Here is a 25687-nt window from a genome sequence, read left to right as displayed (position 1 = left end):
CACAAAATAATACTATGGATAAAGGCCAGCGCTATCTCCGTTGGCTTTCCTATACCGCTGTGATTGCAGTATTTTTTGCTGTAATGCTCGCCACCGTAGGCAAAGCCATCTGGGTTGTGTTAGAAAACGTCAAATAACCCTATCAACTTTGTTCAAGTAAAAAGAAAGGCATGTTTCCCAAGGGAACATGCCTTTTTGTTTGTGTCATGTTTACGTGATGACTTAACCCTTTGCCATTAAATACACTTAGCTGGTTTGGGCAGGCCAGCGATTTTCGTTGCTTGTTTCGCAGGTCCAATCGGGAATAGGGTATATAAGTATTTTGAATTGCCTTTGTCTGGTCCTAAGGCTTGGCCAATGGCTTTAACTAATACACGGATAGCAGGGCTCGTTTTATATTCGAGATAGAAATCTCGAACAAAGTTAATCACTTCCCAATGGGCTGGCGTAAGTACAATTTGCTCTTCTGCCGCTAACAACAGGGCCATATCGGGTTGCCAATCGTTAAGATTTTTTAAATAACCTTGATGGTCACGGGCGATTTCTGCGCCATTAAATTGCAATGGATTTACCACGTTATCACCTTGTCATGGAGTAATGATTGAGCCACAAACTCATTGTAATCGATAAGCATGACGTTCTTTAAACGTTCGGATAGGCCACGTGCGACAACATCGTCTTTTAAGACCATCAACTTGAAGGGCGATAATGCCATTGCCCACTGGCGCAGCAGTAACGCGTTAACGCCATCGCTCGATAATAAAATCGCATCTTCCTTACAGGCGTAACGTAAACAAAGTTTCAGCGCGCTATCTCGACTGGGAGATGTTTGAATATGATGTAAAATCATTAGAATACTAAGACCTCATCCACTTGGTTTAAATGGGCTGCGATGGCTTCATCGTTGACGACTGTCACTGGGATCGACAGTAAGCCATGGCTTAAGCCGTAATCGGCTAAGGATTGCTTACAGACAAATACAGATCCAATATCATACAGCGGCAGTGCTTTAAAGGTGGAGATGTAATCTTTAGCACCGATAAGCTCAGGCAGTTGATCTTTAATCAAATGCAACACACCTTCATCCACAAACACTAAACTCACTTCTTGTTCGAAGCTAGCGCTAAGCAGGGCAAGATCTAAACCTTCGCGGCCACGAACAGTACCATGTGGCGAGCAGCGAAATAGAATACACAATTTTTTCATAGTAGCCCTGAGAGTTAAAAACTGATCAAACGATCGGCCGATTCAATACCTGTGATTAGCTCACCTAAACCGCCCATGATAAATGACTCGCCCACATTCCAGTGGCTTAGGCCATTCTCGCTGGCATCTTGCTGACTCACAATGCCACGACGTAGCGCTGCAGAAACGCAATTGACTAACGGGACCTGATGGGATTGCGCCAGCTGTTTCCAGTCACTGATCACATCATTTTCATCGGAGGCGGGTAAGCTTAAATCTGTGGAGTTATACACGCCATCTTGATAAAAAAACACACAGATAATCTGATGCCCAGCTAAAAGTGCAGCTTGGGAGAAGCGTAAGGCATTAACACTCGCCGACGTGCCATAAGCGGGCCCGTTCACTTGGATAATAAATTTGCTCATTTAAAATAAAAATGGCCCTAAAAGTAGGGCCATTCTAACGCAAGTTAAGCTAAAAATCGCTAACTAGGATTAGTCATCGTTGCCTATGCCCATCAGGTGCAACAGCGCGATGAAGAGGTTTAAGAAGTCTAGGTATAACGAGATAGTCGCGCGAATGTAGTTAGTTTCGCCGCCATTGACGATACGGCTAGTATCAAACAGGATAAAACCTGTCATCAGTAACGCCAAGCCCGCGTTAATTGCCATAAAGGCAACACTGTTACCCATAAAAATATTAATCACAGCGGCGGCGATCACCACAATCAAGCCGGCGAACAAGAATCCACGTAGGAAAGAGAAATCTTTCTTAGTGGTAACGGCATAGGCTGATAACGCAACGAAAATCACTGACGTTAACCCCAGTGCTTGCATGATCAGCTGTGGACCGTTTGCCATACCCGCGTAGTGATTGAGCATGTAGCCCAGTGAAGCACCTTCCATACCAGTAAAGGCAAACACCCAGAAGATACCCGCTGCAGACTCGGCTTTACGTAAAGTGACAAACAACAGTACTAGGCCACCAATCGATAAACCAATGGAGACTAACGGACTGATATTTAATGCCATTGCCAAACCCGCACACAGGGCAGAGAAGGCCAATGTCATCGATAACAGCATATAAGTGTTTTTAAGAAGTTTGTTCACTTCCAGTGTTGACGCACTCGTCGAATATAAGGTTTCTTGGGTCATGTTGATCTCCGTTGACACATTTCCGAACTGATCATTTTGATTTTTTACAGCACACTAAGTTCCCGTAAAATCCTAAAATGAACTTAACTGGTGCAATGATACCGCACATGAGATACGGGTGAAAGTCATAGAACCATGAATAACAAATTGTTAATCTTCAAAATTTTACTCAATTATTTATTTCAACTTTAACTACAAAGCATAAAAAATAAGATTTTTGTATCTGCGTCTTCATCCACTATGAAGGTAAAGATTTAGTCTGTACATAAGCAGACGGTACACAATCACATTCAATGCTGATTTCAATGACTAGATCAGCATATTGAGTTTAAACCAAGCTTAAGCCAGCCACTCTTTGTGCAATTTTTCAGTATCGCCAAGATATTCCAGCACCCAAGCGAGTGCAGGCGACATCTTGTCAGCATTCCACGCCAAGCAACAAGGGCTTGTCTGCTTTGGATTTTCCAGTTGTTTTTCAACAAGCGCACCCGCCTTAATAAACACGCTCGCTAAATGCACTGGCATATAACCGACGCCTAAACCTTCGCGGAAACAGTTAATGGCACGGATCCAATCAGGTACGACTAACCTGCGTTGATTCTCTAGCAACCAAGTCATACGTTTTGGAATTTCCCGAGAGGTATCTTCTAAACAAATCGAGGGAAAAGGGCGCAGCTCATCGTCACTTAATGGGCGGTCAATACTGGCCAAGGGATGATTTTTACTAACAAGAAACGCCCACTCAATATCCCCCATGTCTTTATATTGGTAAACACCACCGACTGGAATTGCGGTTGTCGCACCAATAGCAATATCACTGCGACCCGTGGCGAGCGCTTCCCAAACCCCGTTAAAGACCTCAATGCGAATAATTAATTCAATATCATGGAAGTGTCGATAAAAGTCAGCAATTAATACGCTGATCCTGTCGGCACGGACGATATTATCAAGGGCTATGGACAAGGTGGGTTGCCAACCATTTGCCACGCGCTGAGTGCCACGTTTCATCTCGTCCATCTGCGTGAGCAAGGTTCTGGCTTGCTTCACAAAATGTTCACCCGCTGGTGTTAAGGTTACACTGCGATGATGCCGTTCAAAAAGAATGACGCCGAGTTCTTCTTCTATTTGCTTGACCGCGTAGCTCACGGCAGAGGGCACTTTATGTAGCCGATTCGCCGCCGCGGTGAAACTACCTACACGAGCCACAATATCAATGAGTTCTAGCGCTTGTTCTGAGAGCATAACTGACGTCCATTCCAATGAAAATAATTGATAGCACAAGTCAAAAATAAACGTTTCCAATAAATTTAACAAGTCTTTAGACTGCACACTTTAGTCAATCCGACCCGATTATTTTATGAAAACGTCTAGTAACACCTTTGTAAACATAAAGTTCTTTATGTTTCTATTCTATTTAGCCATGTTGAGCATGCTTGGCTTTATTGCCACTGACATGTATTTGCCTGCTTTCAAAGCAATTGAAGGCTCATTTAACAGCACACCATCACAGGTGGCGATGTCACTGACCTGTTTCCTTGCGGGTCTTGCCTTAGGTCAGCTGCTTTACGGCCCGTTAGTCAATAAAATCGGCAAACGTTGGGCACTGATCTTTGGCCTTGTTTTATTTGCCATTGCTAGCGTGTTTATTGCCAACAGTGATTCTATATTTATGCTCAATACCGCGCGCTTCTTCCAAGCCATTGGCGCCTGTAGTGCAGGGGTTATTTGGCAAGCTATTGTGGTTGAACAATATGATGCCGATAAAGCCCAAGGTATTTTCAGCAACATTATGCCATTGGTCGCATTATCGCCTGCATTAGCACCGATCCTTGGCGCTTATATTCTGAACGAATTAGGCTGGCGTGCAATCTTTATCTCCTTGTGTGTTATCGCATTTCTGCTGGTATTGATGACCTTGTACTTTGTTCCAGGCAAGAGTCAACATAAACACAGTGAACATGCTGCAGTATCTTATGGGCAAATTTTGAAAAACACCCGCTATTTAGGCAACGTCGTGATCTTCGGTGCCTGTTCCGGTGCTTTCTTTGCCTACCTAACTGTGTGGCCGATTGTGATGGAAATGCACGGTTATCAAGCGACTGAAATTGGGTTAAGTTTTATCCCGCAAACCATCATGTTTATTGTCGGTGGTTATGCGAGTAAGTTACTGATAAAACGTATTGGCGGGCATCAAACACTGAATATCTTGTTGTCGATTTTCGCTGCCTGTGTTATTTCAATCATCATGTTCACGCTGATTTATCCTGCGAGCACGATTTTCCCACTGCTTATTTCGTTCTCGATTTTGGCCGCAGCTAATGGCGCCATTTACCCGATAGTCGTAAACAGCGCGCTACAGCAGTTTAGTCAGAATGCCGCTAAGGCCGCAGGATTACAGAACTTCTTACAGATCAGCATTGCCTTTGGTGCATCAAGCTTAGTCGCTATGTGGGCAAGTCTTGGTGAAGTGGCGATTGGTTGGGGTATCCTATGTTGCGCTATTTTAGTTGTGGTCGGCTATATACTTAAGAGTCAACAAGAGTGGGGCGACTTTGCCAAACATTTCACTAAGCCAGATCCCGCACGGGTAGGCATAATGTCCGATGTGAAGCAAAATCCAGCGGATTGAGTGTAATAGCAACAATTGGCGCATAATTGAGAGTTAGTGCTTTACAGTCAACAGACTTACTTATATTATGCGCCTCGTTCGGAGGGGTGGCAGAGTGGTTTAATGCACCGGTCTTGAAAACCGGCGTGGGTTTATAGCCCACCCAGGGTTCAAATCCCTGCTCCTCCGCCATATTTAGTCAAAAAGCCGCTAAGCAATTAGCGGCTTTTTGCATTTTTAGCTATTTTAGCCTTGCGTTTCTGATTCGAAACGCAGCGCCTCAGCCATATTTCACAAGCAAAGCCATCAGCAATGATGACCTTTTTTGTTTGTATTATTTAACTCTAGATTTCCTCATTCAACATGATGCACTAACAATCTCAGCCATCATTACACTTTGGGTAATTTGTGTTGGACCATGGCCAGCGCAAAGGAGTTCCAGTTTGCATTAGCATAGCTACTCACCAGATCCCGGAGTGTTGTCGGTTCGCCAGCATTATCCACTGGTTGAAAAATTATCTGCAAATTCAGCGCATTGCAGTAATCCTGCCGCTCCACCACCAAAAACTGCTTATTGTAGGGAAGTAGCAATGTGTCCTCAGCTTGCGCATTAAACTCACGCGCGGCTAAATAGCCAGTAAACCAATGATTGAGTAATGTGTCGCATTGTTTAGTATGGAATAAACTTCCCCAATCATCCCCAAGTATGGCTTGACCCGACAGGACTCGCTGGCAATGATGAAAATCGATAAAACCTAGCTCACGTGTAATCACTTGTTGGCAATGCTTAAGCTGGAGATCTGAGTGTGATATGCCCAATTTCGCCATTAAGGTCGCGACTCTTTGCTTGGCTAACGGCTCATCCTGCTGACAAGCTTTGAGCAGTTTTTTAGCGCGAACTTTGGTTTCATTTAATGCGATGGCGCTTGAGTCTTTCATCTTGGCTAACTTCATTTTGCATTACCTCCATGACTGACTCGATTTGCTCGCGGTACGTGAATGAAAGGCCAAATACTGATGATCAATAAACTCAAGAGACAAGCTAAGAAGTCCGCAATTGGAAAGGCCATCCACAACTCAGCCAAAGCCTTTGGCATGATATAAATGTTTAATGCACCTGTGATAAATGAAATATCTGCGAAGGATAGTTGAGGCAACAGGATCAGCAGGGGCAGTAACAAACCATAGATTTTTATCCCAGATAATAGCAAAGCAAGCTTAGGGCGATTTGTGCCTTGATACACAGCAATCGCAATACCTGTGATCCCCGCCAAAGGTAAAGCGATAAACGTCACACTCGAAATCTTAATACAAGCGTCAATGAGTGAGGGATCATCGGTGAAAATACCAAAAACCGAGGTAGGAAACTCCATAAATATAATTGTCACTAAACTCAGATAACAGCAGGTCAAGACGATTCCCCATTTAGCACACGCTAACACCCGAGAAGATGCCATCGCCCCATAGTTATACGCACTGATCGTTTGCGCTGCGCTGGTAAGTGCCATGAGCGGCAGGGCGATAAAGATATTAAAGCGTCCGATCAAACCATAAGCGCTGATCATGTACGCGACCTCATTCGCGGCTGGCGTATTGGGCGCTACATTGGCTAAATGACTGACTAAAATATGATTTACCGATGAGATCACACAGGCAATCCCAAGATATGATAATAATATTGGGCTACCCAAGCCAAGAATCGCTTTTATCTCAGTGAGGTTGAGCTTTATCTGCTCCATTCTAAAATAAATAGGCTGGGTAGCTTGCTTATGAAGCGCCTGTTTACTGGTAAAACGGTTATTGGGGACAAAATAGACGGCTGCAATAAATAGACTCACACATTGACCCGCCACCGTTGCCCACGCGGCTCCGCTAACGCCCATATCTAAAACGGCAATAAAGAGTGTATCGAACAAGATGTTCATGACCGCCGACAACAAGATAACCAGCAGCATAACCACGACTTTGCCTTGTGCTCTGAGTAAATCGCCGCTAAGAGATAACAAAAAAGTGAATAGACTAAAGCAGAGAATGGGTTGTAGATACTCTGTAGCAGCTAAGGCAAGTGTTGAGCTTATCCCAAGAAATGCCAATAAATTGTCAAGCTGGGCGAGCGACACGATAGTCACTATCAGGCCGTAAGCTAAGGCTAACGCAAAACCAGTGTTCGCGATTTGACTCGCCTTATCAAACTCGTTTGCCCCTAAAAATCGGCTTACTAAGGTCGCAGTACTATTTCCTATCATGCAGGCCAAAGCAAAAATCATCATTTGTAACGGGAAGGCAATCGTCACCCCAGCCAATGCATCGGCACCGATGTATTTCAAAATAAAATAAGAGTCGACTAAGTTGTAGCTGCCGCTGAGCATCATGGCCAATGCCATGGGTAACGCAAAGCGCAAATACAAAGTAGGGATAGCTAAACTCAGTTGACTGAGATCCTGAGTGATATTTCCCGTGGGAGGGCATTTCGGTGGATGCCAAGGGTACAATGTCAGAAGGTTCAGCATTGATACCGGCGGGTTTGAAAGTGTTAGCGGTTGCATGTTTCACAAACAATTCTCCTAAGTTTATTGGCATTCCGCTAAGCCAAACTTATTTGATTGCTGTGGGTTCGATATGAAATCGATTCGCAACGCTGTTAATTTATCAGAGTGATATCATCTTTTGCGGACAGGCTTCTCTGCAACCTGCCGCGTATTATTCTTACTCATCCGCCCGATGTCAATCATCAGCTTGTCGTATTTGACGGAGGCATTTAACCACTTCCCAGTAGATGAGCGATAAATGACGCCATCCAACAAGCCACTTAAACCACTTTCTGTACCGCAAGTTATCGCAAATTCAGTGCCTAGCGATAATATAAGAGTCTGTTATACAAACTTCCTTTTAGTTATGACACAAGCTGTCGCATCTCTGCGTATAATATTAAAAAATAACGAATTGAGGTGCACTATGGATGGTCTAGTTATTGAGTCAATCAGCCTACTGACCTTGCTTGAAGTGGGTGATGCCTACATTCCGCTCCGCTCTGATGTTATGTTTTGCCAGCTGCCGTTTGCTGTAGTAAAAACGTTATTGTTGATTTTACAGCTCGGGGGTAGGGTGTTGGTTCGACCTTATTTAAGGAAATTGAATTTTTTGCATAAATACTAACGACTCTAAGATCATGCTTCTTAAAACCCACATCATTACCGATGACGAATGTGGGTTTTAACCTTAGTGTCTATGCTTTAAGCTAAATCGTAAGTATATAAGTTTTAACAGGTAACATTGCTTCATTATATGAGTGATAATTGCATCGGTTTTTGTTGCTGGCGTATTTGCAGTACATCTTCAAATTGGCAAAGTGCCAGCACGCGCGACGAGAAGTAGCAACAAACCATCATCAAGTCCCCAAACACAAACTTAGTTAATCGTACTAATACCCAAATAAGAGCAGGTAAGATGGCCAGAAGATATCGGCGAAAAAAAGCAAATTTCAGTCTGCCGCGAAACCTCATTCTGAGTGGCCACGAACACAAAACTGTGGCTTTTCATACAAAATGAGTTTGGGAAATACGTAGAAACAACGAGTTAGAAAATACGATTTTCTTTGGGAGGCTTCAAATTGTCATAATTTATGATTTTAAGCGCTTTTTTGTCAAAAAATATGATTTTAAGCGCTAATAAATCAATCTGCATCTGATTGAAGATTGCCGAAATATGACTTTATTTATATTTAATAATATAGTTTTTAAGTAATTTATCACTCTATTTTTATCAGAAGTGTAAGCATGGAATTAAAACGAAGACTATTTGAATTCAACGAAGACAATCTTTTGAGATAAAAAAGCATGATCAAAATAACTATAGGCCCTCCGGTATGATGGGTTTTTCTTGGTCGAAAGTTCCGATCACTTGGAGGGCTATTAGTTCAAAGTTTCTTATCCCGAGTTCAGGTTAAATAAGGCTCCACGCACTGAAGCCAGCTACTGTATAACTGTCAGCAATTACAACTGTTGGAGTTTATAGCTCGCGCTAGAAGATAGGGGTTTTCATGAAATGACATTTATCCTTACTGCAGCTCTGGTGCGATCTAGAGCGGGAAAGCCGTAAAGTCAAACAGCTAGCAGAGCAGCATCTGACTTAAATTAAAGGGAAGAGCAGTGAGCTACAACAAATGCAGTAAGTACTGCAGCAGCTATCAGATTGCAGCACTGGCGACCCCTGCTCACATTATGCCATTTGGGCACAACTGGTACTGGGTAACATCACAGAAAATAAGCCTTGACCTTCTCCCTGTAGCAAGGTGCAGAATTTTAGCTGCCCACTTAGTAAAGGAGATTTACGATGTTAACGTTAAAAATTACCGATATGACCTGCAACCACTGCTTTGGCTTGATCAACCGTGCAATAAAGGAACTGGACGCCGATGCAGTCGTAACAGCAGATCTCACCAGCCGTAGTATCAATGTACAAAGCAGCCAATCGCAAGACGAAATACTCGACGCTCTGGAGGAAATTGGATATCCGGCCAAACCCGAGTCAACCTGTTGCAGTGTAGATAGAAGCAGCAAGTCGCAAAATACCGCCAATTGACAGTGCACCTTAGTGGAGGCTTGAGCTGTGTGCAGTGAAAGTTGCATGTACGGTTCTTAGGAGAGCAGCACCTAGTAACAGAGGTGCTGCTTATCCGCCCATAACGAGTTATAAATGGATATAATTTAAGGACAGAGTAATTGAATTTGTTTCCAAAAATGTAATATCACCGCCAATATAATAGTCTGACTCTGTATACCACTGCACCTGCTCCGGTCTAATTTTATTTCAGCACTTAACTTTGAGGCAGTATGGGTAGGTGCGTGTTGGGATAATGCCTTCGTTGGGCGTTTCTTTGGTAGCTTAAAACACGATTGGATTTTTAATATTGCTCAATCAACAAGAGAGTTTTTGAAGCTAGATGTGACTGCTTAAATGAAATATTAGAACTTGGAGTGACGTCATTTTGCTAATGGTGAACTGTCAACTGTAGAGTTCGAAAATTCTCAATTAAAATTGTCTAGTATGGGTTGAACAGTACACTGAACGCTCACAAACAGAAGTAAATCTAATGCAATTAAGGCAATGGCACTCATGCGCTAGCCTTGATCAAACACCTGAGGGATCTCCACGAATTTAATCATAGTATCAGCTCTTCTTCATTTTGATTACTGCTCAGTCTGACACTTAAGGCCAGAACATCATTTCCTTATTTTAGCTTGTATCTGCTTAGTTCTAAGCTCTAAGTTTGCGAGCTTACATTCCTCATACCCAAGTAGTCGAACGGTAAAACTCGCCAGTGTTTAATGCTGTTTGCTTGGAACTGCAATCAGGCCATTTCTGCTGTCAGCCCTAACATGAATGCAACCAGTAGGCTAAAGCTGCCAGCAGTAACAACACTTCCAATCGCTCTCATTTGTAAGTGCAGTGGTCGTAGCAGCCAAGGCCGTATGTCTGGCTTTTTTGTCGAGGAAGTTTTCTTCTATGTGCATGCCTTAATACTTAGCGATTTTCGTCGCTGATCATGATTTTTTCGTCATCAGAGTTAGACTTCGCTGTGTCTCGCAAGGCCCCCTTACTAATCAAAAAAAACACTTGACCTTCTAAGCGTAGTAAGCCGGATAAATACAGTAGGAGCTACCTCGGCTCAGCAAAACTAAATGTCGACTGCTATCGAGAAAGGAAAAATGATGAAGGTCAAACGCATAACCATAACCACTGTGGCGCTAAGCGTTGCACTCGCTATCGCAGGATGCAAGGAGGCTATTCCCTCTGTCAGTCCCGCAAAGCCACCAAGCGTTCCGGTGGCCGAAGTGATCGTTCGTCCGGTGACGCCATTTGTCGAACTCACAGGTTCGCTGACCGCGGTCAAGCGGGTTGAGCTGCGCCCGAGGGTTGCAGGCTATATTCAGAACGTAAGCCTGCCCGAGGGACGCTTCGTCGAAAAGGGCAGCGAGCTCTTTCTCATTGATCCTCGGGTGTTCCAAGCCGCGCTGAACGCCGCGACGGCGCACCTGCGCCAGGCTGAAGCGGCATCGATACTTGCCCAAACGGAATATGCACGAGCCGAACAGCTATTTGCCCAAAAGATCGTTGCTCGTGATCGCTTCGACATCGCAACCGCCTCTATGAATGCAAGCAAAGCACAGGTCGACGCCGCAAAGGCAGCGGTGGATGCCGCACAATTGGATCTGAGTTTCGCACGTGTCACGGCGCCGATCAGTGGACGTGTCGGCCAAGCCCTCGTTACAGAAGGCAACTACGTCTTCAGCGGCGAGACGCCACTCACGACTATTGTTTCTATCGATCCCATCCACGTCTATTTCGATGTAGACGAACGCACTTATTTGCGATCGCTCGCCGCAGGCCGAGACCACACTACCACGCATGGTCCACAGGCGGAAAAGGTCATGGTGGCACTGCTCACCGACAAGACGTATTCGAGGCCAGGCCGTGTCGACTTCCTCTCCAACACCAGCGATCGTGGGACGGGAACAGTGCGTATCCGCGCTGTTGTCAACAACCCCGATGGGCATTTGACGCCCGGTCTTTTTGCCAAGGTTAAACTAGAGACCGGAGCGCCGCAAGCTAGGGTTCTGGTTTCCGATCATTCGATTAGTACCGATCAAGGTAGCCACTATGTGCTCGTTGTCGGCAAAGACGACAAGACGGAATATCGGCCAGTCGAGCTGGGTCCGCTGGTCGAGGGGTTGCGCGTGATCGAACAAGGTCTACAGCCCGGCGAGCACATTATCGTCAAGGGGCTGGTAGGCCCGGGCATGCAGGTCACGCCACAGTCCGCTGCGATTGACGGTACACCTATTGCGGTGTCACAAACCTCGGGAGCAGTACAATGACATTCCCACGTTTCTTCATCGATCGCCCGATTTTTGCCATCGTTCTTTCAGTTTTGATGGTGCTCGCTGGCATCGTTGCTTTCTTCCAATTGCCGCTCAGCGAGTATCCGACCGTGACGCCGCCGACGGTTCAGGTGACCGCTTCCTACCCGGGCGCCAATCCCAAGGTGATTGCAGAAACGGTAGCCGCGCCACTCGAGCAGACGATCACCGGGGTCGAGGGCATGCTATACATGTCGTCGCAATCAGCCACTGACGGCCGAATGATCCTGACCGTCACGTTTGCGCAAGGGACGAATGCCGATATGGCACAGATCCAGGTACAAAACCGCGTCTCGCGCGCTCTGCCGCGTTTGCCGGAGGAGGTGCAGCGCCAAGGCGTCATTACGCAGAAGACCTCGCCGGACATCCTGATGGTGGTTCACCTGTTATCGCCAGACAAACGCTACGACCCTCTCTATATTTCGAACTACGCTTACCTCCAGGTGCGCGACGATCTGTCCCGTATCCCGGGAATCAGCGACGTTCTGGTTTGGGGAGCTGGTGAATATAGTATGCGGCTCTGGCTCGATCCGAGCCTGATCGCCGCACGAGGGCTGACAGCGGGCGATGTGATTGCCGCTGTGCGCGAGCAGAACGTACAGGTAGCAGCTGGCTCCGTCGGTCAGGCTCCCAATTCCAGTGCCGCGTTCCAAGTGACAGTGAACACGCTCGGGCGGTTAACTGATGAGGAGCAGTTCGGCGACATCATCATTCGTACGGGCGGCGACGGCCAAGTGACGCGCTTGCGCGATGTTGCCCGCATTGAAATGGGGGCCGATACCTACGCATTGCGCAGCCTGCTTGACGGTGAACCTGCCGTCGCGCTGCAAATCATCCAGAGTCCGGGCGCCAACGCACTCGACGTTGCGCAGGCGGTGCGTACAACCATGCAGCGGCTTGAAGGCAACTTTCCGGAAGGACTCAGCTCGCGCATCGCGTATGACCCGACGGTCTTTGTCCGTGCCTCGCTGGAGTCGGTGGTAACCACCTTGTTGGAGGCGATTCTTCTTGTCGTTATCGTGGTGGTGCTGTTCCTGCGCAACTGGCGTGCTTCGCTCATACCCCTTATAGCGGTGCCAGTGTCGCTGATCGGCACCTTTGCCGTCATGCATCTGATGGGTTTCTCACTGAACACGTTGTCGTTGTTTGGCCTGGTGCTTTCAATCGGGATCGTCGTCGATGACGCGATCGTAGTGGTCGAGAATGTCGAACGTCACATCGAAAATGGTGAGGAACCCATTCAGGCCGCACGGCTTGCCATGGACGAAGTCACCGGTCCTATTATCGCGATCACCTCGGTACTTGCCGCCGTTTTCATTCCGACCGCTTTTCTAAGCGGCTTGCAGGGTGAGTTCTATCGACAGTTTGCGCTCACGATTGCGATTTCAACCATTCTGTCAGCAGTTAATTCACTCACGCTCAGCCCTGCGCTCGCAGGACTCTTGTTGCGCCCGCGCCAGGCGGCAATAGTGCGAGTTCCGCGCAGTTTGCGTGGCCGCGCCGATCAGTTGTTTCGGACACTAGGCCAGCCGTTCCAGCATGCACCTGACGCTTATGGCAATACGGTGCGCAAGGTCGTGCGGATTAGCGGCGTGGCGCTTCTGGTTTACGCCGGACTCCTTGCATTGACCTTCTTCGGATTCAAGGCCGTCCCGCCCGGCTTCGTGCCCATGCAGGACAAATATTATCTTGTCGCAATCGCCCAGCTGCCAAACGCCTCGTCACTGGACCGCACCGACGCAGTCGTCAAACAGATGTCGAAGATCGCGCTGACCGAATCAGGTGTCGAAAGCGTCGTTGCGTTTCCCGGCCTTTCTATCAATGGTTTCATCAATGTGCCAAATGCCGCGGTCATATTCATCATGCTCGACCCGTTTAAAGATCGCACTACACCCGATCTCAGCGCGATTGCGATTGCGGGGCGCTTGCAAGCCCAATTTGCCAGCATCCCCGATGGTTTCCTCGGCGTGTTCCCGCCACCTCCGGTGCCTGGCCTTGGCGCGACGGGCGGATTTAAGATGCAGGTCGAGGACCGCAGCGGTGCTGGGCTAGCAGCTCTGGTGCAGCAGACCCAGATCCTGATGACAAAAGCTACCGAGTCGGGCGAGGTGGCTGGGCTTATGACCAGTCTTGACATCAATGCGCCGCAGTTAGATGTCACCATCGATCGCACTCAGGTCATGAGCCAGGGGGTTCGTCTGGCGGATGTGTTTGAGTCGCTTCAGGTCTATCTCGGCTCTCTATATATCAACGACTTCAACCGCTTCGGTCGAACCTATAAGGTGACGGCCCAAGCCGATGCAGACCACCGCATGCAAGCCGAATCTATCGGCCGACTGCAGGTGCGCAACGCGGCCGGAGATATGCTGCCGTTGTCCTCCTTTGTCACTGTGACACCAAGTGCCGGCCCAGACCGCGTGATGCACTACAACGGTTACCCTACGGCCGACATCTCGGGCGGTGCGATGGCTGGCGTCAGCTCAGGGCAGGCTGTTGCGGTCATGGAACGATTAGCCAAGGAGGTTTTGCCTGAAGGCATGAGCTTCGAATGGACTGATCTTACCTACCAGCAAAAACTGGCTGGCGATTCTGCGCTGTTCATTTTCCCATTGTGCGTGCTGCTCGCTTATCTCATCCTCGCCGCGCAATACAACAGCTGGCTGCTGCCTCTGGCGGTTCTGCTGATCGTGCCGATGTGTCTTTTGAGCGCGATTACCGGTGTCTGGCTGGCTGGGGGCGACAACAACGTCTTTGTTCAGATTGGGCTTATCGTGCTCGTCGGTTTGGCGGCCAAAAACGCAATTTTGATCGTCGAGTTTGCACGCAGCCTCGAAGCTGCAGGAACAAGTGCGCTGGAGGCGGTCGTTGAGGCTTGTCGATTGCGGTTGCGGCCTATCGTGATGACCTCATTGGCATTTATTGCTGGCGTCGTACCGTTGATATTGGCAAGCGGTGCTGGGGCCGAAATGCGCCAGGCTATGGGGATTGCGGTCTTCGCAGGTATGCTCGGCGTGACATTGTTCGGATTATTCCTGACACCGGTTTTTTATGTAGTGATACGTGGCTTGGAGGCTCACTTCGAGCGGCACAGTTACAGTTCAAGTGCTAAGCCGCACATAGAGGAGAGCATGTCATGAGAAGTCCCTACCAAGCAGTTCTGTTACCCCTGAGTGCGCTCATCTTGACTGGATGCACGGCGGTGGGCCCAAACTACTCACTACCTTCATCGCAGTTTCCGACCAGTTTCAGTGAGCCTCCCGCCGGTCTTGGAACAGGGGCCGTTGAGGTGAAGTGGTGGGGCACCTTCGACGATCCAGCTCTGAACATCATGATCCAGCGGGCGCTCGCGGCGAACCATGACATAGGTATCGCTGTCGTTCGGCTCGAAGAGGCAAAGGCCATGTTGGGTGAGAGCCGTCAGGGCTTCCTGCCGAGCGGTGGCGCTGAGCTTGGTTATGAGAACCGTCGCCGGAGTGAGGTCGAGACGCCCCATAGTCAGTCGCGTCAGATAGAAACCTATCGCGGCGCGGTAGACGCTTCCTGGGAAATCGATCTTTTTGGCCGTGTGCGGCGATCGGTGGAGGCCGCTCAGGCGCAAGCAGGCTCCCGCGAGGCTCTGCTGCGTGGTGTGCAGGCGGGGGTCGCTGCTGCGGTGGCTGCCACTTGGTTCGAGCTACGCGGTATCGAGGCCGAACTAGCTGTAGCCGCCGACATCAGCCAAAGCCAGCGCGAAAGCCTGAGCCTGGTCGAACGTCTCGTGCACGCCGGTTCTGCCAGCGAATTCGACCAGCTCCGTGCCGAGGCCTTGTTGCACCATGTCGAGGTGGCCGTGCCCGAATTGGAGCGCCGCCGTGCGGCCTCCAGCAATGCACTGGCCATCCTTCTTGGCGAAACGCCCCAGACGTTTAGACCACCCGCTGTAACGCCTGCGCGTGAAGCGCTTGCTGTTCGAATAATCGCCGTGGGCGATCCCGCAGCACTCCTTTCTCGGCGTGCTGATATTGCGGCGGCTGAACGGACTCTCGCTGCGGCGACCGCTCGGATTGGGTTCGAGACGGCTGGTCTCTACCCCGAGATCCAAGTGCATGGTTCAATCGGGCTCGTTGCTGGAAGTCTCGATGAAGTAAATGGCTCCGGAGTGTTGTCCAGCTTCCTCGGCCCAGTCATTCGCTGGTCTCTTTTCGATACTGGGCGCGTGCGTGCCCGCATCGCCGCCAGCGAGGCTCGTACCCAAGAGGCGTTGATCGTCTACGACCAGACCGTGTTGCGCGCACTGCAGGAAACCGAGGATGCCTTCAAAGCCTATGGTGCCGCGGGTAGCACGCTTGAGCTGCGTCTGCTTGAGTCAGCCGCAAATCGCGAGGCGGCTCGTCTTGCCCGTGTGCGGTTCTCAGCAGGTGAAGGCATCTACCTTGATGTGCTCGAAGCCGAACGGTCCGACTTTGCAAGCCGGCGTGCGCTGGCAATCGCTCGCACCCACCAACGGCTTGCCGTTGTCAGCATCTACAAGGCGCTGGGTGGCGGCTGGGAGATCTGCGCGCAGGCGGAGCAGGACTGCAGTGGCGCAGACGGCATTTCGAACGGACGCGTCGTGAAATAAATCACATATAGGACTTGACCTTCCCATAGCTGGAAGCATTAAGCTTTTTTTAACTCAACATTTAAGGAGTAGTTCAATGGCTTCTGTTTCCTTGCCACAAAACGCCAATCAATCCGTGTCCGCAGGCACTCGTCTGAGCCTGCCTGTCGAAGGCATGACGTGTGCATCATGTGTCGGCCGTGTCGAGCGAGCGTTGAAAGCGGTCCCTGGGGTGCAGACGGCCGTGGTCAATCTTGCCACCGAGCGCGCCGACATGACTTTCACCGGCGTAGCCGATCCGCAGGCGGTTGTCCACGCCATTCAGAACGCTGGCTACACCATTCGCGAAGAGACCATCGAGTTGGCGATCGAGGACATGACCTGCGCATCGTGTGTGGGCCGGGTAGAGAAAGCGCTCGTAAAAATTCCGGGAGTGCTCGAAGCCACTGTAAATCTGGCGACCGAGCGCGCGAGGGTGCGCCATTTTGCAGGGGTCGTCTCCACGGCAGATCTTGAAGCCGCTGTCGAACAGGCGGGTTACAAGTCCCGTCGCTTGTCCGCCGAAACGGCGAATGCTGGCGATCAGGACACTGAGCGTCGTGAGAGCGAGGCGCGGGCACTGCGACGTTCTTTCATCACTGCAGCCATCCTCACCTTGCCCGTATTCATCCTTGAGATGGGCTCTCACCTTATTCCCGCCATGCATCATTGGGTGATGGGGGTTCTGGGGCAACAGACCAACTGGTATGTGCAGTTCGTGCTCGCCACCCTGGTCCTGTTCGGTCCGGGTCTGCGCTTCTTCCTAAAAGGGGTACCGGCGTTGCTGCGTGGTGCTCCCGACATGAACTCACTGGTCTCGGTCGGCACCGCGGCGGCTTATGGTTATTCGATCGTCGCAACCTTTGCCCCTGAAGCGCTGCCGCAAGGCACTGCCAACGTCTATTTTGAAGCTGCTGCTGTCATTGTTACCTTGATCCTGCTCGGACGCATGCTGGAGGCGCGCGCCAAGGGGCGAACCTCGCAAGCGATCAAGCGGCTCGTCGGACTTCAGGCTAAGACCGCATGCGTCCAGCGCAACGGCGAAACGTTTGAAATACCGCTCGATCAGGTGATGACTGGTGACATAGTGCTCGTTCGTCCGGGCGAGAAGATTCCGGTCGATGGCGAAGTCGTCGAAGGTGCCTCCTATGTTGACGAGAGCATGATCACCGGTGAGCCGGTGCCCGTATCTAAAGGGGTGGGAGCCGAAGTTGTCGGTGGCACTATCAACAAGACGGGCGCTTTCAGTTTTTGCGTCACCAAGGTCGGCGCGAATACGGTGCTCGCGCAGATCATTCGTCTGGTCGAGCAAGCGCAGGGGTCAAAGCTGCCGATCCAGGCGCTGGTCGACAAAGTGACCATGTGGTTCGTCCCAGCGGTGATGGCAGCTGCCACGCTGACCTTCCTAGTCTGGCTAATCTTCGGCCCGTCCCCAGCGCTGACCTTTGCGCTCGTTAATGCGGTCGCGGTTCTTATTATCGCTTGTCCGTGCGCTATGGGACTGGCAACGCCGACCTCAATCATGGTTGGCACCGGCCGTGCGGCCGAGCTCGGCGTACTCTTTCGTAAGGGCGAAGCCTTGCAGGCGTTGCGCGATGTGAGCGTTATCGCGCTCGACAAAACTGGCACGCTGACCAAAGGACGCCCCGAGCTGACCGATCTCGTGCCTGCCGAGGGATTTGAATACAACGAAGTTCTTGCTCTTGTTGCGGCCGTCGAGACCCGCTCCGAGCACCCGATTGCCGAATCGATCGTCACAGCCGCAAAGCAGTTGAACCTCGCCCTTGCACCTATTGAGAGCTTCGACGCAACACCGGGCTTCGGCGTGTCGGCCAAGGTCGCAGGTCGTACCGTCGCCGTCGGTGCGGATCGGTTTATGACGCAGCTCGGTCTGGATGTGTCGAGCTTGCAGTCCACCGCCCTGCGTCTTGGCGAGCAAGGCAAGAGCCCACTTTATGCCGCGATCGACGGCCGCTTGGCAGCGGTGATTGCAGTCGCAGATCCAATCAAAGATACAACGCCTGAAGCAATCAAGGCGCTGCACGCGCTCGGACTGAAAGTCGCGATGATCACTGGCGACAATGCGGCGACCGCTGCGGCGATCGCCGAGCAGCTTGGCATCGATGAAGTATTAGCCGAGGTCCTCCCCGATGGTAAAGTCGAGGCGCTGAAGAAGTTCCGGAACAATGGCGCGCAAGTCGCCTTCGTGGGAGACGGTATCAACGACGCGCCAGCACTCGCCGAAGCTGATGTTGGGCTCGCTATCGGCACGGGAACCGATGTAGCGATAGAAGCTGCTGACGTGGTGCTAATGTCGGGCGACTTGCGTGGAGTGACGAATGCGATCGCGCTTAGTCAGGCCACGATCCGTAACATTAAGCAGAACCTTTTCTGGGCCTTCGCCTACAACGCCGTGTTGATCCCGGTTGCGGCGGGTGCGCTCTACCCGTTGAATGGCACCTTGCTTTCGCCAATTTTCGCAGCGGCCGCAATGGCACTTTCCAGTATATTTGTGCTCGGCAACGCGCTCCGACTCAAGCGTTTCAGGGCTCCGATGATGGTTTAAACCCACACCAAGTCATTGGCTTTTGGGGTGGTAGCGCAAAAGTCACGCTTGGTAGACGAATATTGTTGAAGGAGTAACACAACATGTTTTCACCAAATACGCCCTTGGATCACCTCAAGGACGATTATAGCGACGCCCGAGAACATCTCTTTGCCACTGCAAGAGTCGTCACACCTGAGGTGTGGCGGGACTATATGCATTTGATCACCACATTAGCTCTGAGCAATCTTCAGATGGAATATAGACAACATGAATGCGATCTGAATACCTGTATGCCGACGTGTTCTTTACGCCCAGAGAAATATCTGTGCGTAGGTAAACCTAAGTTTTTGGGCGTATTTGATTAATTTACTAGAAGGAGAGAATGATGAATATTGGTCAAGCAGCCAAGTTGTCCGGCATCTCGGCGAAGATGATTCGCTACTACGAACAGATTGGCTTGATACCCAAAGCTAACCGTTCTGATGCTGGCTACCGAAATTACAACTCGGCGGACGCGCAAAGCTTTCGCTTCATCCGTCGCGCACGCGACCTTGGCTTTTCTGTCGAACAAATCTCGGAACTCTTGGTCTTGTGGTGCAACCGAGATCGCGCGAGCGCCGACGTTAAGGCGTTGGCGCTCTCCCATGCCGACGGACTGAAGGCGAAGATCGTTGAACTACAAGCTATGGTGCAAACGCTCGAGCAGCTAGCTGAAAATTGCCATGGCGATGGCCGCCCGGATTGCCCGATCCTTGCGGATTTGGCTGAGCCAAGCGCTGCAGCTAAAGAACGTTCGCAAGTTCCACATAGAACACCTCGATTTGGGAGTGACACACCCGCCTCGTCACGCCATCGTCCGCCACGGTGACTAACTCGTGAGCTTCTTCGATGGCGGCGTTTTCCAAGTTAGTTGCCACTATTGACTTACGCATCGAAGAAGCCCAAAAAGCACAATCATCAAGTTCTGTACAAGAACCAATACTAATCAAAACCAGCTCCAGAGGATGACCTAAAAATTACGCTAAGCGCGATAATCATTTTTTGTTTTTCAGCCCAGGTATAAAGCCAACGCCAGCAATACAATTTACATTAATTATGTGGCCTAATTGATATTCGCTTTTTAATTATAAAAAATATGAATAATCCGAACATCGTAGCCTTAGTAAATCGGAGAAAAGTGCACGCAAACGTAGGCGCTATTTAGGCTTACTCCATTTCAGCGAAGGTAATTCTCGTACCGCTCTCGCAAGTATGCTGGTCAGTAGAATCAGTGTGAAACGATGGATAACAGTGTTATGGGAAACCGGTTAGATTGCTGTTTGATGAAACTAAATTTTACTTCATTATTTCTCTCGCAAAGAAGGCGCTGGCCTCGGTGTGCCCCTTGGGTATTTTTATCATATCTTTCTCCATGCGTAATAATTTTTTTATATACGAAATTTCTTCAAATCATTACGTTCAGACTATTCTAAGGTAAGGCCTTGCTGCAAGGCTTCGTGTTTTTCCTTCCAGTTGTAAAGCAGACTAGTGCTAACTCCAAGAGGCTTTTTCGCATCGGCAACGCTATAACCTTGCTCCAGCACCATCAAGACGGCTTCATCCTTAAATGCCTGCGGATAACTCTTATGTGATTTGTTCAGACTCATATTTACCTCTTAATTTATTGACCATACTGTCTCAAAGTTAAGTGTCCGATGGGATTAGACCAGAACACGCTATCAGGGGCAGTGTTATGGATATCAATCCCATTTAAAAGTCATTCGTATTATAAGCTACTCAGAAGTTATGGAGGTTAAACCGCTTAAGTAGGCGTTATCCATAGAAATTTTAATTCTAAATTCACTAATTCGAGCTAAAAGTCTAACTTGAAAATGTCCAGAAATGAGCTGGGTGGGGTCGAGTTGAGATTGTCCGATTAAGTCTAGCAATTTAATCAACGCTGTCAGTTCATATATGAGCTAGTACACATAATGATTTTTGTCCAAAAGAAGGTTAGGGCGCTTCACTCGATATCTATAAAAACTCCTTAAAATGAAATATTTATGTCCATGGCGGCTCAAAATCGGCAACATCTTAGTATTTTATTGTGACTTTTTGGACAAGCATAAGCGCGTTGCTAGGTGTTTCTGGCGAGTTTGCGAGTCCAATATACCAAAGCATTCACGTAGCGACGATTAAATTGTTTAAGATACAGTCAGGTGAAACTGGTGATGTGTTCGAGCGACTCCGATGTTGATAAATCACGTCATCAACATTACAACAAATTAATAGGTAAGATTAATAAGCAGTGGAAATATAGCTACGAACCAATTTCAATTAAGCTTGGTAAACCGATGAATTATTGTAAGTAATCATTCTAATGGAGCGACATGATTTGATTGGGACATTGTTTCATAAAATTCATTTCTAACACGTCATCTATACTTCAAAAGAGTTCGCATAGCTGCGAGTGAGATGCACTTTGTCAAAAAGCAGCAAACACAAAGTTTAATGCGCTCTGGATGAACAGCTTTGCACCATAATGGAGCAAAGCTGTTGGCGGAGTGAATTATAGCCTTGATATATAATAACAAAAGTCAGACTCACGAAATGACACAAAACTCATTTGGAATGACAAGCCACACAAAAACAGAGCGGCGATGGGAACCATATAGATAGAACGTATTTAACATAATATACATTGTGCGCATCTTTGTGTCGAATCACTCTATACCTTTCAAATGATCGATTGGTTTGTTGAACGCACTCTCATGACGTTCAATTTGGCTTGTGTGCAAATATTGCGATGTAGTGTCGATACTTTCGTGGCCAGCGTCGGCTTGTACATGGGATAACGGTCTGCGGTTGATATTGATATCGTGCGTAATGCCGGTGTGACGAATATTGTGGGCAGTAAGTTTGCGCATCTGCGCCGCATCTTGTGTAAAGCCATCGATTTCTATACGTTCTGCAGCCAGATTAATTATTTTTTGAATTTCGTCGCGAACATGACGAATGCCTAGATTGGCATTGAGGATACCAACATCTCGGCCGCGTCCAGCAGCTTTATGCCGTACAAACAAAGGATGATTTTCGTTTGGTCCTGGATAATCCGTTAATCCTAAAAACTGACGATATTTGACTAATGCATCGAGCAAAGCTTTTGAAATCGCAACACTGCGTCTTTTACCACCTTTACTCAACGGAATATGAAAACTCCAGATGCCCGTTTGCTGATTACGTTTAAACTGGTTCATCACCGGCGAATAACCCGCACGTGCAGACACATCTGAAATGCGTAAATAACAGCAATAAATCAATATAACGAGGAATAAACTTCTTTGATGTAACTCAGGAAATTCTTCTGCTAGTCCAGTAACGGTCGCCATAATATATGACCACTGTAATTCAGTAAATGCGAGACTATTTTCATCTTCATGACTTTGACGCTGATATTGCCTGTTTGCTGCAAATCGACTGTGATTAAGCCAGATTTGAGCAGGATTCCGCTCACAATATTCTTCACTTGTCAGATACGAATAAAACGAAGACAAAATGGCCATTTTTGTTTTTAACGCATTATCGCTTAACACATAAGGCTGGATTTGCCCGAGTTGTTTTTTGCCGACAAATGGTCGCCATTGCGAGTTTGGAACCCGTTCATCATGCAGTTTATCGTACTTAAACTGTGGCACATTAAAATAACCGATCAGTGCTATCGGCGGTGCTTGGCAATAATCAACGTAACGGCTCATGTCTTTGCGCGTAACTTGAATGGGAGACATTGAAACTACATCAAAACACCAATGCAGAAACGTAGTGAGTTCACTGCGATAAGCTTTATAGTTGTTTTCGTTATGCTTTTGCTCAAATAGCCAATCACTGGCATGCTCGATGACTAAGCCCGCATCAACCACCTTTTTCATGCTAATTTGGGTGATATATTGGTTAACAATACTATTGCCAACTTGTATGAATTCAAATGAGTCAAATAACGGGATTACTGGAGGAAGTTGCATATTACATCTGAATTATAAGAGTTTCTTGTATGATAATACTTAAACGCAAATGCCGATAATGTTATTTATCGGCATCAAGATATGTCAGATTTTTAGCGCAACTTGAAAATGAACATTGCTGACAAGTAATACGCTTTTTGCAACAGATCAAGCATAGCTGCCACACTTGCTGTTTCGATTGGCTATCTAAGCACGTGAAGTCAGATGCGCAGATGTGTCCATCATGTATCAGCTGTGCCAATTTATGCGCTGAAATTGATAAGTTAATTCGATTAGTCATGCCCTTTCCCTCCCTATCATTATTTGATAGTAATAGAATACACAAATGAGAATCGTTATCAACAAAGTAATTTAAGGATTGCCACTCATCTCGCTATTTTATGCAAGATTTTGCACCGCTTTGAAATGTGTCTACTACACTGATTATGTGATCATTATTTTTACTTGAATGAGGTATCGAATGCTGATTGATCTTGCAAAGAAAAACCCTCTTTTTTCCGGTAAAAAGTCTACCGAGACAACAGAGTCTGGTATTCCTTGGAAGGTATTAGTGGTCGATGATGAACCTGATGTTCATACCGTCACTAAGCTTGCCCTCTCCCGCTTTAAACTTGATGGCCGTGCCCTCACCTTTATCAATGCTTATAGTGCCGAACAAGCAAAAGAATTACTCAATCAAGAACATGACATCGCCATTGCCTTTATTGATGTTGTCATGGAAAGTGACCATGCAGGGTTAGAACTAGTAAAGTGGATCCGTGAAGAATTACTGAATAAAACCACTCGATTGATCTTACGTACAGGCCAGCCAGGGCAAGCACCAGAAGAAGACGTTATCGTCAATTACGATATTAATGATTACAAAGCAAAAGCTGAACTCGATTCCCGTAAGCTGATGACCAGCGTCTACTCAGCCCTTCGCTCTTATCGCGATATCATGGAAATCGAGCAAGCAAGGCGCACCCAAATAAATCACCGTAAGGGCTTAGAAAGAGTACTAGAAGCCACCTCAGGATTATTTGAACTGCGCACCCTGCATAAATTCGCCGATGGGCTACTGACTCAAGTGGCCACTCTACTTAATCTCGATTCAGAAACGCTACTGCTGACTTGTAATGCAATTGATGCGATTAGTGGTCATGTTGAACCTGTCAATATAGAAATCCTTGCTGGTACTGGCCAATTTGCGAATAAATCCCACATTACGCAACTACCTGAACATATTGATCGTCTACTGCGCAGTGCGCTCACCCAACAGCGGTGCCTTTATGAAGACAATTGTTTTATCGGTTACTTTCCCACCAAAGGCGGTTTAATCAATCTACTTTATATGGATGGTATTGATAGAATTGATGATCTTGATAAGAAACTCATTGATATTTTTGCCATCAACGTGGGCATAGCCTTTGAAAATTTGCTGCTCAATCAGGAGGTGGAAGATACACAATCAGAGCTTATTTTACGTTTAGGTGATGTTGTTGAAAGCCGCTCGAAAGAAGCTGCCAATCATGTGAAACGTATGGCGGAGTATTGTTCTCAATTAGCATTACTCGCCGGTTTAAGTGAATACGAAGCCGATTTACTGCGCCGTGCTTCACCAATGCATGACATTGGCAAAATTGCGATCCCCGATGCTGTCCTACTTAAACCCGGCAAATTAGATGACGAAGAATGGAAAGTTATGCGTCAGCACCCTATGATTGGCCATCAAATTCTTGCAAATTCTGAGCGACCAATACTAAAGGCCGCATCAATTATTGCACTGCAACATCATGAAAAATATGATGGTTCTGGTTATCCTGCAAATCTAAAACAAGACGAAATTCACATATTCTCGCGGATTGTGGCAATCGCAGATGTGTTTGATGCCCTTTCCCATGCCCGCTGCTATAAAATAGCTTGGCCTTTAGAAGAGGTTTTAGCTGAAATGCGTAAAGGGGCGGCAACACACTTTGATCCTCACTTATTACAGCTCTTTATTGAAAATGTAGACATTTTTGTCAAAGTAAAAGAAAACTGGAAGGATCACTAATCTGTATAGTTGATTGTCTTGATGTTTAGAAATCCATATCAAGCACTTTCAAAGATATATCTAACCATTGTCATCTGCGAGAAAATCAAAAACAGCCGTTTTAGTTTCACCATTAACGCTAAAACTCACAAAGCCACGCCAAACCATGTAACCACTACTACAAGAACCGTAGACTAACTGACCGATATAAGTCATTTCGTCAGTTTGCTTCACATTTACAGGAATAACGCCCATAAACATGTCTCTTCCTTCTAAGCGGATTTGCACATTAGAAATTGCCATGGAAGATAACAACTGTAATGTCAATGGCTTTTCGCTTGGTGCACTCCCTGGTGACAAGCGAAAAGTGAGCTCAACATCCCCAACTTTTTTAACACAATCCCCCTTAGAAAATTGGCAAAGTGAAGGATCAAGACTGCTTTTAAGTGTGACTTGCTTTGCATCTTCCTTACAAGCTGTGAGATTGAAGCTAAATAATGCAATAAATAAATAGGGACTCAGACGAGTTAGCACAAAGATTAACCTTATGATGCAATATGTTAACATTCTATGGCGTAGGTTGATCTAGATCAACTTTCCACACCCCTTCTTTGGTATCTTTTTTGATATGGCTCAAGTATCATT

The 25687-nt window shown here is 47.8% G+C and carries 21 protein-coding genes, 1 tRNA gene and 3 pseudogenes; 13 read left to right on the top strand and 12 right to left on the bottom strand.

What is annotated here, in order from left to right; all coding sequences use genetic code 11:
• Positions 1–14 precede the first annotated feature (14 nt).
• Positions 15–137 (top strand): hypothetical protein, encoded by a 123-nt coding sequence (locus tag CKQ84_RS24155; RefSeq protein ID WP_028759944.1) that lies wholly within the window; start codon positions 15–17, stop codon positions 135–137.
• A 99-nt stretch (positions 138–236) separates the two neighbouring features.
• Here the strand turns inward: CKQ84_RS24155 and CKQ84_RS19920 are convergent, their stop codons facing one another.
• The 6 genes from CKQ84_RS19920 to punR form a co-directional block, all read right to left on the bottom strand.
• A complete protein-coding gene (locus CKQ84_RS19920) occupies positions 237–575 on the bottom strand; it encodes a TusE/DsrC/DsvC family sulfur relay protein (RefSeq protein WP_105252498.1) in 339 nt (112 codons plus the stop codon).
• Positions 569–850 (bottom strand): sulfurtransferase complex subunit TusB, encoded by a 282-nt coding sequence (gene tusB, locus CKQ84_RS19915; RefSeq protein ID WP_105252497.1) that lies wholly within the window; start codon positions 848–850, stop codon positions 569–571. The genes CKQ84_RS19920 and tusB overlap by 7 nt, the downstream gene beginning before the upstream one ends.
• Positions 850–1206, bottom strand: a complete 357-nt coding sequence (gene tusC, locus CKQ84_RS19910; RefSeq protein WP_105252496.1) for a sulfurtransferase complex subunit TusC — start codon at positions 1204–1206, stop codon at positions 850–852. Before tusC ends, tusB begins: the two co-directional genes overlap by 1 nt.
• Before the next feature lie 14 nt (positions 1207–1220).
• Positions 1221–1610 carry a sulfurtransferase complex subunit TusD gene (gene tusD, locus CKQ84_RS19905; protein WP_028759948.1) on the bottom strand — a complete coding sequence of 130 codons (390 nt, stop codon included), beginning with the start codon at positions 1608–1610 and terminating at the stop codon, positions 1221–1223.
• A 69-nt stretch (positions 1611–1679) separates the two neighbouring features.
• Positions 1680–2339, bottom strand: a complete 660-nt coding sequence (locus CKQ84_RS19900; RefSeq protein ID WP_028759949.1) for a Bax inhibitor-1/YccA family protein — start codon at positions 2337–2339, stop codon at positions 1680–1682.
• A gap of 339 nt (positions 2340–2678) precedes the next feature.
• Complete coding sequence (gene punR / locus CKQ84_RS19895) at positions 2679–3581, bottom strand: DNA-binding transcriptional activator PunR (protein ID WP_028759950.1); 903 nt, start codon at positions 3579–3581, stop codon at positions 2679–2681.
• A gap of 115 nt (positions 3582–3696) precedes the next feature.
• Between punR and punC the strand changes: the two genes are divergently transcribed.
• Both punC and CKQ84_RS19885 read left to right on the top strand, forming a co-directional pair.
• Complete coding sequence (gene punC / locus CKQ84_RS19890) at positions 3697–4968, top strand: purine nucleoside transporter PunC (protein ID WP_105252495.1); 1272 nt, start codon at positions 3697–3699, stop codon at positions 4966–4968.
• 80 nt (positions 4969–5048) lie between these two features.
• Positions 5049–5139 (top strand) — tRNA-Ser (locus tag CKQ84_RS19885).
• Between the two features lie 198 nt (positions 5140–5337).
• Here the strand turns inward: CKQ84_RS19885 and CKQ84_RS19880 are convergent.
• Positions 5338–5901 (bottom strand): hypothetical protein, encoded by a 564-nt coding sequence (locus tag CKQ84_RS19880; protein ID WP_105252494.1) that lies wholly within the window; start codon positions 5899–5901, stop codon positions 5338–5340.
• Positions 5898–7457 carry an MATE family efflux transporter gene (locus CKQ84_RS19875; protein WP_254053139.1) on the bottom strand — a complete coding sequence of 520 codons (1560 nt, stop codon included), beginning with the start codon at positions 7455–7457 and terminating at the stop codon, positions 5898–5900. The genes CKQ84_RS19880 and CKQ84_RS19875 overlap by 4 nt, the downstream gene beginning before the upstream one ends.
• 1822 nt (positions 7458–9279) lie before the next feature.
• Between CKQ84_RS19875 and CKQ84_RS19860 the strand changes: the two genes are divergently transcribed.
• The 9 genes and pseudogenes from CKQ84_RS19860 to CKQ84_RS19820 form a co-directional block, all read left to right on the top strand.
• On the top strand, positions 9280–9528 hold the full coding sequence (locus tag CKQ84_RS19860; protein ID WP_105252492.1) for a heavy-metal-associated domain-containing protein: 249 nt from the start codon (positions 9280–9282) through the stop codon (positions 9526–9528).
• Positions 9529–9783: 255 nt separating this feature from the next.
• Positions 9784–10002 (top strand): annotated as a pseudogene (locus CKQ84_RS19855) (IS3 family transposase); the annotation flags it as partial.
• 626 nt (positions 10003–10628) lie between these two features.
• A complete protein-coding gene (locus tag CKQ84_RS19850; protein ID WP_301553931.1) occupies positions 10629–11825 on the top strand; it encodes an efflux RND transporter periplasmic adaptor subunit in 1197 nt (398 codons plus the stop codon).
• Positions 11822–15004: an efflux RND transporter permease subunit gene (locus CKQ84_RS19845; RefSeq protein ID WP_105252490.1), complete on the top strand. Its 3183-nt coding sequence runs from the start codon at positions 11822–11824 to the stop codon at positions 15002–15004. Before CKQ84_RS19850 ends, CKQ84_RS19845 begins: the two co-directional genes overlap by 4 nt.
• Positions 15001–16467 (top strand): efflux transporter outer membrane subunit, encoded by a 1467-nt coding sequence (locus tag CKQ84_RS19840; protein WP_105252489.1) that lies wholly within the window; start codon positions 15001–15003, stop codon positions 16465–16467. Before CKQ84_RS19845 ends, CKQ84_RS19840 begins: the two co-directional genes overlap by 4 nt.
• 76 nt (positions 16468–16543) lie before the next feature.
• Positions 16544–19051: a heavy metal translocating P-type ATPase gene (locus CKQ84_RS19835; RefSeq protein ID WP_105252488.1), complete on the top strand. Its 2508-nt coding sequence runs from the start codon at positions 16544–16546 to the stop codon at positions 19049–19051.
• Between the two features lie 83 nt (positions 19052–19134).
• Positions 19135–19398, top strand: a complete 264-nt coding sequence (locus CKQ84_RS19830; RefSeq protein ID WP_105252487.1) for a hypothetical protein — start codon at positions 19135–19137, stop codon at positions 19396–19398.
• Between the two features lie 20 nt (positions 19399–19418).
• Complete coding sequence (gene cueR / locus CKQ84_RS19825) at positions 19419–19901, top strand: Cu(I)-responsive transcriptional regulator (protein WP_105252486.1); 483 nt, start codon at positions 19419–19421, stop codon at positions 19899–19901.
• A 267-nt stretch (positions 19902–20168) separates the two neighbouring features.
• A pseudogene (locus CKQ84_RS19820) lies at positions 20169–20323 on the top strand (IS630 family transposase); the annotation flags it as partial.
• Here CKQ84_RS19820 and CKQ84_RS19815 read toward each other — a convergent pair.
• From CKQ84_RS19815 to CKQ84_RS24085, 3 genes and pseudogenes are all read right to left on the bottom strand, one after another.
• Positions 20319–20679, bottom strand: a pseudogene (locus CKQ84_RS19815) (transposase); the annotation flags it as partial. The pseudogenes CKQ84_RS19820 and CKQ84_RS19815 overlap by 5 nt on opposite strands.
• A gap of 1056 nt (positions 20680–21735) precedes the next feature.
• Positions 21736–23031, bottom strand: a complete 1296-nt coding sequence (locus CKQ84_RS19810) for a site-specific integrase (RefSeq protein WP_105252485.1) — start codon at positions 23029–23031, stop codon at positions 21736–21738.
• A gap of 61 nt (positions 23032–23092) precedes the next feature.
• Entirely contained in the window at positions 23093–23311 is a 219-nt protein-coding gene (locus CKQ84_RS24085; protein ID WP_105252484.1) for a hypothetical protein, read from the bottom strand.
• Between the two features lie 180 nt (positions 23312–23491).
• On the opposite strand from CKQ84_RS24085, the gene CKQ84_RS19800 reads away from it, so the two are divergent.
• The gene (locus CKQ84_RS19800) at positions 23492–25063 is read left to right on the top strand and encodes a DUF3369 domain-containing protein (RefSeq protein WP_105252483.1); all 1572 of its coding nucleotides are present in this window, start codon (positions 23492–23494) and stop codon (positions 25061–25063) included.
• Between the two features lie 60 nt (positions 25064–25123).
• Here CKQ84_RS19800 and CKQ84_RS19795 read toward each other — a convergent pair whose 3' ends face one another.
• Entirely contained in the window at positions 25124–25576 is a 453-nt protein-coding gene (locus tag CKQ84_RS19795) for a hypothetical protein (protein WP_105252482.1), read from the bottom strand.
• Positions 25577–25687 lie beyond the last annotated feature (111 nt).

It is taken from the genome of Shewanella sp. WE21, assembly GCF_002966515.1.
In the GTDB taxonomy this organism is placed as follows: Bacteria; Pseudomonadota; Gammaproteobacteria; order Enterobacterales; family Shewanellaceae; genus Shewanella; species Shewanella oncorhynchi.
The sequence above is the reverse complement of the archived record's forward strand: the minus strand, read 5'-3'. Positions and strand labels throughout refer to the sequence as shown.